The sequence below is a fragment of the Paenalicyclobacillus ferrooxydans genome (genome assembly GCF_001399675.1).
GTDB lineage: Bacteria > Bacillota > Bacilli > Alicyclobacillales > Alicyclobacillaceae > Alicyclobacillus_B > Alicyclobacillus_B ferrooxydans.
Genome location: NZ_LJCO01000107.1, coordinates 15,722 through 31,394 on the forward strand (window position 1 = coordinate 15,722; position 15,673 = coordinate 31,394).

Genomic DNA, 15,673 nt, shown 5'->3' on the forward strand with positions numbered 1-15,673 from the left:
TAAGGTGTCCATAAATGTGCTTAGTCAAAAGGAGGTGCGTGCGTGCGGATTATGACGTTAAACCGTTCAAGTCAGGCGTCTGCATGGTTTGACTTACTTAGGTGGTTTGCCGCGTTGTATGTCGTGGTTTTTCATTTGAGACCGGTTTTGTTCGTGGGCAGCAGTGCTCTTACGGCCCATCAGTTCGGTGCCAAGTTGGTGTATGGACTGACTAGCCTTGGCTATCAGTTTGTCATGCTCTTTTTCGTCCTCAGTGGTTTTTTAATTGGATCCAGTGTTCTTAAAAGGGTACAGAATGGGACGTGGAGCTGGTCAGATTATTTGCTACAGAGATTGACAAGGCTATGGATTGTGCTTCTGCCAGCTTTGGTGCTCGCCTGGATATGGGCCAGAGTGGAGGTCGGGATTTTTCATGACAATAATTACTTCGTCTCCACAACCAATTTACACACCTTCGTTGGAAACCTGCTATTTTTGCAAGGAGTTTTCGTTCCAAACTTTTCGCAAAACCTTCCGTTGTGGAGTCTAACCTATGAATTTTGGTATTATATGATGTTCCCCTGCGTCATCTTGATGATTCGTTCAAAGAACTGGAAAAACAGATTGCTATATGGTTTGGTATTGATGCTGATGATTGGCATGGTAGGAAAATCTATTGTGCTATACTTTGCTATTTGGTTGTTGGGCGTGTGTATTGCAGTACTGCCGACGCCAAAGTCTGCGTCGAAATCGACAATGGTTGTTTCGCTCAGTCTCTTAAGTTTCATTGTGGCACCGGTCGCACTGCTTTTTGGAAAGATCTATATCACAAAGTACCACGTCGCCAACTTTGATATGGTGCGCTCGTTTCCAGCTGATTTTGTCGTCGCGGCCGTTTTTGCCGCTATATTGTATCTGGTGTTTCATCTATCGAATAGTCGCATCGCATCGCCTGGTTTTAAGCATACTTCCGTATCTCTTGCTGGATTTTCGTACACCTTGTACCTCACACACTATCCAATTATAAACCTCCTGAGGGTCGCAGTTGGGAACGGTACCTGGGGCGTGTGGCATCCTACACTTGTGAACTTGGCTACTGCGCTCGCAATTCTGGTAGGAATCTTATTCTACGCATGGTTGATTGCACAGCTGACTGAGGCACGGACTACTCAGTTTCGGGATGCGACCAAACTTATGATTCGCTCAGGATATCGTGCGGCTAGAAGATTTGCTTCCATGGAAATCCGCTAAATAGTAGGTTATTTAACCGATAGAACCTCGGCGCTGCAACGCCTGTGCGCAATTATGAAAGTAGCTAATACCAATAGTTTGTTCAGTCACTGTTTTGCACTAAATTGTTCTTGATAGAGAAAAATTTAGGATATGATGTCGTCGACGAACATACTCATTATCATGTTGATGGGAGAGTTTGGTGGGGGAGCAGCGTTAGATGCTGGAACAGGATTATTGTTGAGGGAGAGGCACAGATGAGCAGATTCTTTTGTAGGGTTCAGCGTTTCATTACCGTTCGGATGTTCAATTGGCTTCTTTCTTTATTGGTTAAGCCTCGGGTGAGGAACACCGATGAAACTCTTAATAAGGTAGCTCACGATAGGGTATCCATCAGTCGGTTCGGAGACGGCGAGTTCAAGATCATGGAGGGAGAGAGTCTCTTTTTTCAAGAAAGTGAACCTATATTAAGGATGAGGCTCCAACAAGTCCTGAGAGCCAAGCTGGATAATCACATTGTTGGCATACCCGATGTATTTGGGTCAATAGAAAGGTTTACAGATAAATCCAAATATCATTGGAAACGTTATCTTCGGTACAATCGATTTACAATTTATAAGATGCTGGATTGGAAAAAGGAATATTACGATGCTCTGATGACACGACTATATATTGACCATGAGGACAAGAGTAAAGCTAGAGAGCGTTTTGATAAGCTTAAAAAATTGTGGGATAAGCGTGAGGTACTCATTATTGAGGGATCACTGAGTAGATTAGGGGTTGGGAACGATCTGTTTGCTAACGCTAAAACGATAGAAAGAATCTTGTGTCCCTCGAAGAATGCATTTTCGATGTATCAGGAAATTCTGAGGGAGGCAACAAAGAATAGTAAGAATAAGCTAATTCTGATTGCACTGGGGCCGACAGCCACCGTGTTGGCCTATGACCTGACCAGATATGGATTTCAAGCTGTTGATGTAGGCCATATCGACATAGAATACGAGTGGTTTCTACGCGGGGTGGTAGATAAATCCGTTGTGAAGAAGAAATATGTCAACGAAGTTCCGTTGGGGGATCAGGTGGAGGAAGTTTGCGATAACAAATACGACAGTGAGGTCATCAGCAGAATATCGTGAGGTGCGCTTCGACTGCAATTATGAAATTAAACAGCTCTGTGGTCTGTTCCTAGGCATATATAGGGTAATACTTTACGAGATCCTCGAAAAACTTTCTGGGCATTGATTTAAGTACAGGTTCTATCCCTAATGCATCATTTAGCCACCGAAAGTTGACACACATTTTGTTGTTCTTTATAATGAACAAAAACCTGTCGTAAGGAACTTGACGGCAAAGACCAGTAAGTTCGTTTTCTCGTTCTCAAAAGAATCAGTCGAAACAATTCAATCGAGCTGTAGGGCAAGATTATCCAGAGATGCAACTGATCTACTAGGGGGGAATTGTCTGAGGTAAGCTCGCCAATCTAGGAAGGGGGTGTGTCACACGAGGAACGGTAATACATTAGTGGATTATTATCGACGAAATTGTATGTGATTATCCTGTAATCCGTCCACCTCCTGAGTTCACAGGTCTATCAGCCTAATGCGCGTGTATTAAGGCTGTGCTAGGGTGGGACGCTTCGTCCGCCTTTTCTCGTTGGTAGTGCAAGCGAGTAGGCTTAAGTAGTTGATGCAAGGACAGTGCATTACAGGTTCATACATAGCTCACTGAAAGGCGGACACAAATGGATCCCGTGCTCGTGCTGAATCAAAGCTCCAAGCTGTCCCGTTTTCGAACATTCCCATTCCTGAAACTGCTGCGGTTCGTCGCGCCAATATTGGCCGTGCACGATTTGTTGCTAACCGCAGCAACAGTCGTGCCGTTGCACATTAGTCCGAATAAGATGACATTTCAAAAGCAAGCTCATCTGTGGTTTCAGTACGACAGCCTGTGGTTCATTCAGATAGGGAGATATGGCTATGGATCTATTCCTGGTATCCACAGTTTAGGAGCTACAGCGTTTTTTCCACTGGTTCCTTTATTAACGCACGTGTTTGGAAAGTGGACTATGCTGGTGCTTGAACAGATTATAATGGGACTGGTCCTTATTTTACTTTCTGGTTTCTTCCGGAGAATAGGGCTTTCCGAGAAGCGCTCGCGAATTGCTGTTTGGCTGTTTGCGGTGAATCCGGCGTCCATTTATTACACAACAATTTACGCTGAACCTTGGACCGTCCTTTTTGGGCTTCTCTCGCTGCAATCTGCTTCTAAGCAACGTTGGTGGATTGCTGCGATTTGGGGAGCAGGGGCATCTCTCACCCAAGGGACCGGTATAGTCCTTGGATTATTTCCGTTGGTATTGTTCATTCGATCTATCATCCGCCGTGATACCAGATACGTTTGGTCGTCGTTGGTATGGGGTGTTGGCTATGCTATAGGCCTAGGACTGTACATGACTTATCTACTCGTTAGGTTTCATCAACCACTTGCTTTCTCGACGACTCAGACAACATTTTGGGGAGCTCACTGGGCCGCGCCTTGGGTACCAATTAGACAATTACTTCTGTGGGACGTATTTGGGCATCACAAGTTCACGACGTTGCTGACTGCTTGCATCTTAACGATCGCCATTGGCATTTTTGCCTTGTGGACCAAGCTCAGTAGCAGCGATTCATGGGAGTTGTTAGGGGCTAGGTGGTACGTCGCTGTTGGTTTTTTAATATCCATCTCGTTCATCCCAGGGACCAATTTGCCACTACACAGCGCAGTGAGATTCGCGACGGTTTACTTTCCTGTGTACGGCGGCATAGCTTTAGCCTTCAATAAGCGCTTAATATGGGGCGTTTTCTTGCTGTTTGCACTCGTCGCTGCAATCGGTGCTGCATTATTTTCTCATGGACTTTGGTTCCAGTGAACTGAGTCCTTTTCACAGCAGTCAGGTGTACGTTGAGTTCCCGAATAATTGAATCGGTTATCGATAAGGCTGAATAGATTGGGTGGATACTATGCAGGCAAGAAGAATTGCGTTTGAGTTGCTAATGTACGCTGCCAATCATTGGGTTAATAGAATCCCATTTTATACTGTTAGGAATTTGTTTTACCGCAAGCTTCTTAAGGTAGACATAGGCACGGGTACTGCTATGCAGATGGACGTTCTTCTCATGACGCGCGGCGGTATAAGAATTGGAGACAATTCGGTTATTAATCGTGGTTGCATGTTAGATGGCAGAGGGGGACTGTACATCGGAAACAATGTAAACATTTCTCCTGAGACGATGATATTGACTGCGGAACATGATGTAAATCATCCTCTTTTCGGTGGGAAAGAGGCACCGGTTGTGATTCATGACGATTCCTGGCTAAGCTCTCGGTCAATGATACTGCCTGGCGTGATAGTCGGTCGGGGGGCGGTCGTTGCCGCAGGTGCCGTCGTGACTAAGGATGTTCCTGAATACGCCATAGTGGGCGGAGTACCTGCTCGAGTGATTGGAACACGGGCGAGCAACCTTCAGTACGAACTCAACTATTTCCGATTGTTTCAATGACCACACCTAGGACCACAGTTCCCTGTGTAGCTCGACGGTTGATGCGCAAGTGGTATGTGTGGCTAAGCCCACGGTTGGAATCTATTAATAATCTGTAGCGTTTACTAGAACCGTGATCCAAACTAAAAAACATGTTATTGCCTTTTCAGATTAAAGGTTGATTGTTGGTATTTCGTTCTTTATAATGAACATATGACGCTAGTCGACAAGGGTGACTTTGGTGAATGTACTAGTTGTGATGCCACTAGGGGAGTTCGGCGGTGGGGCAGAACAGATGTTGGCTACATATCTCAGCGCAGCGAGGGATCGGTCCAATGTAGTCCTTCATTTCCTGTTTCTAAGAGATGGAAGTTTGGCAGAAACGGCTCGAAACCACAAATACGCGGTCAAAGTCATCGACGTAGGTCGACTGCGAGACACTAGGAAGTGGCTTTCCTCTCAGGTACAAATATCAAGGTTGATTGACGATTGGGAGATAAATCGCGTGCTTGCCTGGATGCCAAAAGCTGGTGTGTATGTCACCCTTCCAGCGCGCAAAAAGGGTATTCCGCTTTACATGTGGCGTCACGATATTCCACGCGTGTTATCTCGACTTGACCGATGGGTTATACGGTTCGGAAGGGTACAGAGTGTGGCATGTTCAAGCGTCATCGCGCTTCATGCCTTGCGCAAGAGCGTTCCGGACGTTCGAAGCTTTGCCATTCATCCTGCGGCTTCCCAGCTACCGGCAAGCCGCGAGCGAGTTACAGAGATTCGGCGATTATTGTTGGGTGGAGAGAAGGGACCTATCGTCGGAACAATAGCGCGCTTACAGCCATGGAAGCGCATTGACTTATTTCTCAAGGCAGCAGTTGTGCTAAAGCAGTCCCTTCCAGGGCTCCGGGTAGTTGTGGTGGGAGGGGAAACCCATGGGCTATCAGCTGGTTATGGGGATGAACTCCGACGAATGGGGCAGGAACTCCTCGGAGAAGCCGTGCAGTTTGTCGGAGAGCAACGGCAGGTCGGAGATTGGCTACAATCCATGGACCTATTTGTTCTTCCGAGTCAGGGGGAACCGTTTGGGATTGCGCTTGTCGAAGCGTTGCTAGCTGGTAAGCCCGCAGTAGCCTGTGCAGGGGGCGGTCCTGAGGAAATAATTACAGATGGAGCTATTGGGTGTGTGGTGTCAAGCAATCCCACACCCGAACAGATGGCGGAAGCGATGAAAAACTTGCTCGATACAGGCGTAATTGCGAAAGCTCAATCTGTGAATGCTGCCGTGGCCGCCTCTAGGTTCTCGCCAAACAAGATGGCGGCAGACATTGATTTGTGGCTACAGGATGCCCTGTAGGAGTTAGGGATGTAAACATGGACGAAATCAAGGAGGCGTTACCGGTGCGGATTGCATGGATTGGCCCCATGCCCAGTAATGGAGGAGGCGCTGGCGGTGTCTCAAGCCAGTTGCTGAAAGAGTTAGACAGGCTTGGGATTGAGGTCGACTGCTTTGTTCCAGGGCATCCCAACTCCATACCTGAGCACTTAGGAAGCCTAGAACATATACGCTTCATTTGCGGTCCTTCATCGTGGCAGTGGGGAAAGTGGTATAGCCGAAACCGGCTGCTGAGCTTTATCACAGGACAAATTGCGAACCTGAGGGCTGAAAATCGCCTAGCATTCCAACTTCTAAGGTTACACCAGACTCGTTCCTATGATGTGGTCTACCAATTTTCACACATCGAGTTTTCAGCGTTAAAAAGGTTCCGAAGCAAACTCCCGCCGATTGTGCTTCATCCTTCTGTCCATGCTCAAGGAGAGCTGCGTTGGCATAAGGCGGAAGACCATTTATCCAAGGCATCTGAATCGTTCGTAATGCGGTTTGGAGCGCGAATCATGTTAACTGTTCGTTCCGTGATTCAAAAACGCCATATTCGCTACCCTGACCTCATTCTTGGCTTAAGTCAGAACTTTGCCCAGGACGTCATGGAAGATTACAGAGTGCCATCGAGGAAGCTAAAAATTCTGCCAAACCCCATTGATCTCGATTACTATTCTCCTGAAAGTCCCCCTCACGTCAGAAGGCGTCTGGTAATTCTGTTTGTATCTAGAATTGCGGTCCGCAAGGGGGTAGAGATGGTAGTAGAGTTGTCTCACCGACTAGATGACCTAAAGGATGATGTGGAAATCAAGGTCGTGGGAGAAAAGTCACAGTGGTCTGACTATAAAGGACTGCTACAGAATCTCAATCTACGGATAGCTAAGTATGTGGGTGAGATTGGTCTAAAGGATGGTGGTATGCGTGGAATCTACCGCCAGTCAGACATATTGGTCCAACCCAGCCATTACGAACCATTTGGGCTCACAGTGGCTGAGGCTCTTGCTTCCGGCATTCCTGTAGTTGTCAGCGATAAGGTTGGAGCGGGAGAAGGGGTCCATGAGCTCGCATGCAGAAGGTTTCACGATGGTCAAATGGAAGAATTTGAACACGCGGTCCGTATCTTGGTCAATGACCTGCAAGATGAACGCAAGCGCGTTGATATTCGAACCATCGCCAGACAGGAATGTGAACGTCTGTACTGTGGCGAAGTAATTGCGTCACGTTTGATGGAGTATCTAACGTCCTGCGGTGTAAGCTCAAACAGTACTGACTCTGAAACTGTGTCACCCTTACAGTTGCATCAGTTGGAGGGATAATTACCTCAACCCCTGCCAAGAAAACGCATGGTTAACCATTGAGGACGGAGTGTTGTGTCGGTATGTATGCCGAATACTTATATGTAAGGATGGGCGGCGATGCCTAAATTAATGATCGTGACTCGATTTTTTCCGCCAACTAATAACGGATTAGCGGACCATAGCGCATTGTTGGTCAAGTGCCTCAGCAAGGACTTTGATTCAATCACCGTGGTCTGTGAGAAAACCGAACAACCAGTTAAACAGAGTGCACCCGGATGTGACAGAACCGAGGTCGATTACTGCTGCTTTACCAACATGAGAAAGTTTGTGAGTGTTGTCGACAAAGTTATCGAGGAAACTCGTCCTGATGTTGTTATCTTTCAGTATGTACCGCATATGTGGGGGCGTGCGGGAATAGCTGTCTTGGCGTGCACACTACCGTTACGGATTCGTCTGAAGTTTGCTGTTCCGGTAAGTACATATATACATGAACTGTACTACGACTGGAGTCTATCTCCAAAGAAGTTGTTGTTAAGTGTCATACACCGAATGCAACTTGCAATAATCGGGTGCGGAAGCAGTGCGTTGATCGTAACCAACGAGCATCGGAGGAGGATTTTGGCGAGACTGTGGGGGGCAAAAGTTTTTCGTGTGCCTGCTGGAAACGTGAGTGCTCGTAAACCTGACAACGAACGCAGCACAGTTTATCCTTGGCCGTACATTACCTGGTATGGAACTTTAAGCGACGGGCAGCAACTAGAAACCTTAGTCGAAGCGTTCTGTCGCGTCGCGCTACGATTTGTCTCTATACGTCTTGTCCTGGTTGGTGCATTTGACGTTTCTTCCCCAACAGTGCAAGCGCTTCGGTCTATGTGCGCGAGTCATGGGTACGAATCCCGGTTGGTGACCTATGGATTTGCAGAAGACGATAAGCTGAGTGACATCTTATCCGGAAGCATCCTGAATCTCCATGCAAATGAATCTGGTCCCTCAGGTAGGAGGGGTGTCATTGCAGCGTATCTGCGTAGCGGGAGACCATTTATTTCGGTGGACGGAAAAGAAACAGATCCAGAGTTCAAACAAGCAGAGAACGTCCTCTTGGTGCCTGGAAGTGATTCAAATGCCTTGGCAGAAGCCATAGAAGCGGTGCTGACCGATGAATCACTTAGACAAAGGTTAGAGCAGGGAGCAAGGGAGCTTTTTAAGAAGGATTATTCAGATGAGGCTATCCGTTCTAAGTTACTGAAGGCCGTCTCTTCGCACTTCTCTGTGCAGGACGTACCAGGCCTACGCATATAAATATATCCTTGTAATTTGTCCGGAGGCATATGGTGTAGGTCTTAATAAGAAAGGTTTGTTAGAAGCGTGATGATATCCGAGTCTAAATTACTTGACGGGCAACGATACTTCAAACGGAACAGTTCCCGCACTGGTTTCGTAATTCGCCGTACTCCCAAGCACAAGGAAGTATGGTCACAGGGAGGATACACCTGTTGGGTGCTTTAAAATTTAGCTTAAACCGCACTGGTGAGAAAGGTAAAGTATCATTTTTGCTCCAGACTATGCAGACGTTTTTGAGCATGTTTATGGTTCTTGGCATAAACGTGGTGTCTGCAATTGCACTATCTAGGGGGCTCACAGCTCAGGACAGAGGACTTTACGTAGAGGTGATGATGTGGAGTAACTTTATACTAGGGTTATGCGATATCGGTATATACGACGCAACCGTGTACCTCTGGGCGTCATCTGAGCAGGTAAGGCGTAGGGATGTTTTTTCGACCATGATGCTGTGGGCTATATTTACTGGGGTTATCGCACTCACTGCTGTGGAGCTATTGTCTATGCACGTATTAAAGGGGCACTATACGCATGGACAAACAATTGCAGCTCATATTTATTATATTTCGTCGTGTTTAGGTCCCATAGCCGCGGTCTTCAATGGCATATTGAATGCTGAACAAAGGTTCTCCTTAGCAAATTTCGTTCGAGTGGCTGTACCCGCAACGCTCACGGCGACTTGGGTAGTACTTTTCGCGGTGCATGCACTCAGTATTGTAGCCTGTTTATATACGGGAGCTGTCGTGTCGGTAGCCAGCGCGTTGCCTTTTCTTTGGCCTTTGAGGTTGTACATAGCAAAACCTGGGCGCATTTCTGGGAGAATACTGAAAACTGGAGTTTGGTATAGCCTGAAAGGGTACGGAGGTTCCCTGATCCTAAACTTCAGTGGCAACGCAAATCAGATGATTTTATTCTCGGCCTTGTCACCGTCTGCACTTGCATATTTTCAAACAGCCAACAGCGCAACCGGAGTGCTTTGGACGGTGCCAAATTCAATCGCAATGACGACTTTTCCACAGATGATAGGCGATGATGCAGAGGCTCTGCACATGCGCGTATGTAACTACATGCGAAAGAGTACAATGGTGGTCACTGGATTTGCACTACTCCTAGGGCTTGCTGAACCGTATTTGATCCCACTTCTCTTTGGCCATAACTATTCACCTGCAATCGTTCCTGCGATTCTTCTATTGCCTAATGCAATTTTCGGCGGGCTTATTGTGTTGTTGGCTAACGCCTTAAGCAGTACCGGCCGTACACTGCATAATACCGTGGGGAGTGCCATAGGCGTAGGAACCACCCTTTTGTTTATGGCGCTGACTGTTCATACTTGGGGTTTGGTCGGGGCGGCTCTTGCTGCCGTAGTTGGTCGAATCACAGATCTCTGTGTACGATATGTCTGGTACCACGTAACTGTGCATCGTATTTCAGTCCTGGATATGATTCCGAGAGTCGTCGACATGGCTGCTGTCTTCAGTCACCTTCGCAAAAATAGCAAGGTCTTGGTGAGGAGAAACTTGGGATGAGGGCTAGTTTCAAGATTGAATTTTTGGGTCGCCATTACTCAACTCTGGATGAACACTGTTGGAGTTGACCCTTGCTTTGCTGTTCTTTATAATGAACATTACGCTGGCATCGAACACGTGTGTGAGTCTATCCTAAAAGTCCGTGTAGGGCTACCTATGAGGTTCTCGGAGTAATACGTTCTTAGTGTTCTTAATCTAGCTTGCGCCAAAAAAAGGGGGGGACTGTGTGAATATTCTTATGTTTGCTGATCTCGTAGGGACAGGAGGTACTGAGCAGGCTTTTCGCGTTCTTGTAAATGAACTCATGAAGGATGGTCACAAGGTGACGTTGATTGCATCAAGGCCCACACCTGGCTACACCCATGTTGTAATCCCTCAGGCCTTCGCTGATAATCCATTTCCCTTTGTTGCTAAAACATTGCAGAAAGGGATTCAAACCATTTTAGATGCAAATAAATTTGACGTGCTTGTTTATGGGCTCATGTTTAATTATGGTCTTATCCGATTTGCGCGGAGATACGGTATTCCTGCCATCAGATACTTACACGTAGCAAGCTGTGTATGCCCAAATAATCAAAAGTATCGTTTTGGCGTAAGTAGCGTCTGTAATGAGGCATTTGGGCTTCACTGCGTTGTACATAGAAAGGCGCGCGGATGTCACTTCGATGGTGGGCGGAAGCAGTACTCTTTCCTCGGTTTCTTGCGGAGTTTGATGACAAACTATGCAGCTAGATACTGGGACAGCAGGCTTGATAGGATTGTCGCGAATTCAGAGTATGTTCGCTTCCTCTACATACAGTCAGGATACCCAAAGGATAGGCTAGTGCTAAGTTATCCTCCAAATCGTTTTTTAGGTATGGGGACTGCGAAGAATGTATCGAAAGAAAAATTCGTGCTGTACTCCGGAAGAATTGAGGGGGTTAAGGGCTTAAGTGAACTTCAACAGATTCTTGCCCAATTGCCTGAAAACGTAAAGCTGCATGTGGCTGGGGTTGGTGGTCAAGTGGACGAACTGCAACAGTTCGCACAAAAACGCAACCTGAAGCACAAACTCGTGTACTTGGGGTTTCTTCAGGATATCGAACTGAAAGAACAGCTTGAACTTGCAACAGTTTGCGTAATGCCCAGTCACTTACCAGAAACTTACGGGCTGTCAGGCGCAGAAGCCATTGCGCTTGGTACCCCGGTGGTAGCCTACGACGTGGGTGGAGTTAGAGAATGGTTGGTGAGCGACCAACATGGAAAGCTGGTCTCTCCTGAATCTTCAGAGAAGTTTGTTTCTTCTGTGCTCGAAATCCTTGGGGCACCTTGGCGAGTCCATCAAGACAGCACCGTTGTAAGTAGCGGGCGCAGGTACGTCAACGAGTTCTACCAGTACGTTCATACGTTGCTTAATGAGAGAGGTGAGACGCAGCATGGGAACGCCACCGTCCGTCTCCATCATCATTAACAATTTTAACTATGCGAAGTACGTTCGAGATGCAGTTGATAGTGCATTACACCAGACCTATGCCTTGGTAGAGGTTATCGTTGTGGATGACAAATCGACGGATGACTCGTTGGAGGTACTTAGGCGGTACGGGTCTAGCATCAAACTCGTTGCGCTTGATAAAAATTTAGGGCAGGGAGGAGCTATGAATGCAGGATATGAACAATCAACAGGTGACATTGTATTCTTCTTAGATGCTGACGACAGACTTGCTTCAGATATTGTGTCGCGCGTCGTTGAAGTGATGCTTCATCACGATTACTCAAAAGTACATTTCCCCCTGTCCACGATACACGAAGACGGTACTGAATTTGAGCCGATTCAGTTAGTGCCACAAACGACATTGCCCTCGGGGAATGTCACTAGAATGTCTGTGTCTCAAGAGAGGACTTGGCCACCTACATCTGGAAATGCGTACACCAGGAAGTCCTTACGGAAAATCATGCCTATTCCAGAAGTTCCGTTTCGGATTGCAGCAGATGTTTGGTTGAATGTTCTCGCTCCTTATACCGGACCCATCAATGCAGTCCATTCAGTAGGAGGCTTTTACCGCGTTCACAATGAGAACCACTCAAATTTTAACAGGATTGTTTCCATTGAGGAGCAGGAACAACTAGCGCTAAACGTGATGTCTCGTGCACACGTTGTAGAAGCTTGGGCCAACAAAAACGTGAAACCAAAGTATCGGCACCGCTTGGTTGATCCTTGGCCTGATTCTGTACGCCTACTGTTTTTGCTTAGTGCCATTAAGTCTCCCTGTCCTGCAATTACGAATGTGACTCCGGTCCAACTATTTGTACGGGGTATAAGGGCATCACGAAAAACAAAGGTCAAATTCGATATCCGCTCAGTGCTGTGGTTTCTATTTTGGTTTGGCCTGCTTCTGCTGCTTCCTCGTAGTCAGTTCACGGACTCTCTTTCGCGAGCATGTCTTACTGGCCAGAAGTCGTTTAAAGCGAGTTTACGAAGTGCATTGAGTGGGAGGGAGGCTTCGTGAATATCTTGGTAGTAACTGGCTACCACGTGGATGATGACTGGGTTCGATTAAAGTTATTCGCCCATCTATCTAGCCACGGACACCAAGTGTATAGACTTGATCAACCATCGTTTTGGATTAAAAATTTGCGACACCATAACTCACAGAAAATGATCGTTCCGAATATACTTGTCCCTTCAAGATTTGCTTCCGAGTCTCATACGCGTCGTGCGCAGGTCGCGGCTTTGCGTAAGTGGACTGACACGATAGACCTGGTGTGGATTATGCATCCGGACTCTCATTGGATATGGTCCAATTTTCCAAAGGCATTAAAAGTTTACGACGCTTTTGACCATTTTCCAGCTCTTGAGCCACAGAGGTATGATTCTCTCTACCTGACCGAACAGCACGTAGTTGAGAATGCTGACCTTGTGCTTTGTGCATCGAATGCAAATTATAATCGTTTGCGTAGTATCTCTAGGGATTGTATGTATCTTCCAAATGCTGTTGATCCAGAAACGATGTTTGCTCCTTCCACGCAACAACGTGGTCCAATTTTAGGGGTTGTGTCTTATTCGGAGTCACGCGTGAATTGGGACCTTCTTGACAGCGTGTCTCAATGGAACAGTTCTTTCACAATTGAAGTCGTGACCCACTCCACGCGTTCTACTAGGGGCAACATTCGTGTGCTAGGTCCTGCGCCTGTAAAACAACTTCGGAACGTCATGTGTAACTGGCAAGTGGGGCTGATTGCTTATCCAGAAAGTGAATTCAATCGATATGCTGGTCCCTTGAAAATTTTCGAATATGTTGCCGCTGGTTGTAATGTCGTTGGTATTGCAAACCCTGAGGTGAAGGAATACTCGCGGCGGTATCCATTTATTTTCTACGCAGATAAAGGTACAGAATTTCTGGACTGCGTAAGTACGGCATTGGAACATCCTCTGTTAGCGGAACAGCAAGGAGATTTCTTGAGTAAGGAGAACTGGGCTAAACGCGCAGCTGCTGTAAATGGAGCTATTGCAAGTATTCAGGGAAGAAGCGCCGCCACGTTCTGAAACCATGTGTTCGCCGACCACACACCTTGCATCGAGGACATAGAACACAAGTCTCAGTTGCTTCCCTAAAATTTTGTTTGATCTAAGGCGCTTTTGAGGTTCTCACAAAGACATGCTTTGGGGGATGGTACTATGAACTTGGGTATTGTGGTACCTACAACAAGATCCGACAATTTATCTCTTGCACGGCCAGAGTCATAGGACAGATCTCTATTAAGTGTCTGCGCAATATGTCAGACTGTACTGGGGGATACTTTGCTTTCCGTCGATCCTTTGTTGAGGTCGTACGCTCGACCCCATCGGATGGAAGAGTATGATGGAGATTTTCGTTGAAGGTTGTTATGCGACCGTAAATGAGCTCTCGTATAGTTTTGTTCCACCTTCGCGAGCATTTTAGCTACTTGCGGCATATTGATCGACTCGTGAAAAGCAGTTCTGAAAAGAGACGCTTTTACTTGTTCTGCTCGGTCGGGGCTCTTGGCGTCTGCGTGAACCTCTTAGCGTTAAGCGTGCTGTTGCATTGGTTTGATATGCATCCTCTTGCATCATCCATCGTTGCGTCATTCATTGCATGCTGAACAACTTCTTCTGGAACGACAGAGTTACGTGGAAAGAGCATCATGGCTCCGTTCTTTATGAGGAATTAGTGCCAAGTGACGTGGCCATATAATAAGTGAGGGTGCTTTGAGATGCTGGTAGGTGAGTCGAAGACGAGTTTTCCACGACCATGCTTATCAAATTCAGAGATGGCCAACAGTAGTACGGAGGGCTGAGTCATGAGGGTGTCGGTAGTTATCCCGTCATATCAACGACCTGACATGCTAATACGGTGCTTGAAGGCCATTGATGCCCAACAGAGGCTACCAGACACAGTTATCGTTGTTTGCCGGGCTACGGACGCTGAATCTATTCAAAGAGTACATACATGGAGAACAGAAACGAGTGTGGTATCTCGGCTAGAGTTGGTGTCTGAGCCGGGGCAGATAGCTGCTCTGCGTGTCGGACTTGCGGCCGTGAAAAGCGAGATCGTCGTCTTCACGGACGATGACACCATCCCTACACCCGACTGGATGGCTCGACTGTTGTCTTATTATCGTGATCCGTTAGTTGGAGGTGTTGGGGGAAGAGATCTCATTGGTGGTGTATTCACAGAGCCCACCTGCCGTAAGGTCGGGACCTTGACCTGGTACGGTAGACTGCTCGGAAATCACCATTTAGGGTGTAACGGGGTACAAGAGGTCGATGTATTGAAAGGGGCGAACGCCTCATTTAGAACGCATCTCGTATCATTGCCGGATTTCTTCCGCGGTACCGGGGCTGAAGTTCATAACGAAGTCTTCGTCTGTTTTCGAATTCGAAAGTTGGGCTACAAGCTCATCTATGACCCATCTATCTGTGTGGAGCACTACCCCGCACCTCGTTTTGACATCGACCAAAGAGACATGGTCGTCCCACAAGCCATTCGTAACGCCTCATTCAACGTTAGCGTTACTGAAATCGCTCTGCTACCTTTGCATAAATTGGTAGTCCGCCTATGGTTTAGTTTATTCGTAGGTCAAAAGGGATCCCCAGGATTACTTCGCTACCTCGTAGCGGTTCTGCGAAGAGAAGATGGCGTGCTGGCTGAGTTTGCACCGACGCAACTGGGTCAATTTGATGCCCTGAAGTACTGTCTTAAGCGCAGGGTGAGAGGGGCTCAAAACGTAGATATGAGGATGACGAAAGAACAGTTCAAGACAGGTCGAACATGGTCCGGTTCCCCGTAATTTGTGCAAAATTTGTACAGGCACAGCCATGTATAAAACGGGTCGGGGGATGTAAAATCAGCTGCGCGCTTAGGGCACATTAGAACTTCGACTTTCTTCGACAGTGCCCTTCTCTTA

Annotated in this window: 13 protein-coding genes; all 13 read left to right on the plus strand. The window is 47.1% G+C overall.

Annotation, left to right across the window (positions count from 1 at the left end):
• Positions 1-51 precede the first annotated feature (51 nt).
• Positions 52-1,230, plus strand: a complete 1,179-nt coding sequence (locus tag AN477_RS22755; RefSeq protein WP_245631940.1) for an acyltransferase family protein — start codon at positions 52-54, stop codon at positions 1,228-1,230.
• 236 nt (positions 1,231-1,466) lie between these two features.
• Complete coding sequence (locus tag AN477_RS22760) at positions 1,467-2,345, plus strand: SP_1767 family glycosyltransferase (RefSeq protein ID WP_054971468.1); 879 nt, start codon at positions 1,467-1,469, stop codon at positions 2,343-2,345.
• Positions 2,346-2,950: 605 nt separating this feature from the next.
• Positions 2,951-4,120: a mannosyltransferase family protein gene (locus AN477_RS22765; RefSeq protein WP_054971469.1), complete on the plus strand. Its 1,170-nt coding sequence runs from the start codon at positions 2,951-2,953 to the stop codon at positions 4,118-4,120.
• 91 nt (positions 4,121-4,211) lie between these two features.
• Entirely contained in the window at positions 4,212-4,751 is a 540-nt protein-coding gene (locus tag AN477_RS22770) for an acyltransferase (RefSeq protein WP_054971470.1), read from the plus strand.
• A gap of 220 nt (positions 4,752-4,971) precedes the next feature.
• The gene (locus AN477_RS22775; protein ID WP_054971471.1) at positions 4,972-6,081 is read left to right on the plus strand and encodes a glycosyltransferase family 4 protein; all 1,110 of its coding nucleotides are present in this window, start codon (positions 4,972-4,974) and stop codon (positions 6,079-6,081) included.
• 44 nt (positions 6,082-6,125) lie between these two features.
• Complete coding sequence (locus AN477_RS22780; RefSeq protein WP_169787947.1) at positions 6,126-7,421, plus strand: glycosyltransferase family 4 protein; 1,296 nt, start codon at positions 6,126-6,128, stop codon at positions 7,419-7,421.
• A gap of 99 nt (positions 7,422-7,520) precedes the next feature.
• A complete protein-coding gene (locus AN477_RS22785; RefSeq protein ID WP_054971473.1) occupies positions 7,521-8,702 on the plus strand; it encodes a glycosyltransferase family 4 protein in 1,182 nt (393 codons plus the stop codon).
• Positions 8,703-8,896: 194 nt separating this feature from the next.
• Positions 8,897-10,267, plus strand: a complete 1,371-nt coding sequence (locus AN477_RS22790; protein WP_054971474.1) for a lipopolysaccharide biosynthesis protein — start codon at positions 8,897-8,899, stop codon at positions 10,265-10,267.
• A gap of 226 nt (positions 10,268-10,493) precedes the next feature.
• On the plus strand, positions 10,494-11,717 hold the full coding sequence (locus AN477_RS22795) for a glycosyltransferase family 4 protein (RefSeq protein WP_054971475.1): 1,224 nt from the start codon (positions 10,494-10,496) through the stop codon (positions 11,715-11,717).
• On the plus strand, positions 11,683-12,753 hold the full coding sequence (locus AN477_RS22800; protein WP_054971476.1) for a glycosyltransferase family 2 protein: 1,071 nt from the start codon (positions 11,683-11,685) through the stop codon (positions 12,751-12,753). Before AN477_RS22795 ends, AN477_RS22800 begins: the two co-directional genes overlap by 35 nt.
• Positions 12,750-13,790: a glycosyltransferase family protein gene (locus AN477_RS22805; RefSeq protein WP_054971477.1), complete on the plus strand. Its 1,041-nt coding sequence runs from the start codon at positions 12,750-12,752 to the stop codon at positions 13,788-13,790. The genes AN477_RS22800 and AN477_RS22805 overlap by 4 nt, the downstream gene beginning before the upstream one ends.
• A gap of 353 nt (positions 13,791-14,143) precedes the next feature.
• The gene (locus tag AN477_RS25985; protein WP_157062135.1) at positions 14,144-14,368 is read left to right on the plus strand and encodes a GtrA family protein; all 225 of its coding nucleotides are present in this window, start codon (positions 14,144-14,146) and stop codon (positions 14,366-14,368) included.
• 198 nt (positions 14,369-14,566) lie between these two features.
• Positions 14,567-15,556 carry a glycosyltransferase family 2 protein gene (locus AN477_RS22810; RefSeq protein ID WP_054971478.1) on the plus strand — a complete coding sequence of 330 codons (990 nt, stop codon included), beginning with the start codon at positions 14,567-14,569 and terminating at the stop codon, positions 15,554-15,556.
• Positions 15,557-15,673: the final 117 nt, after the last annotated feature.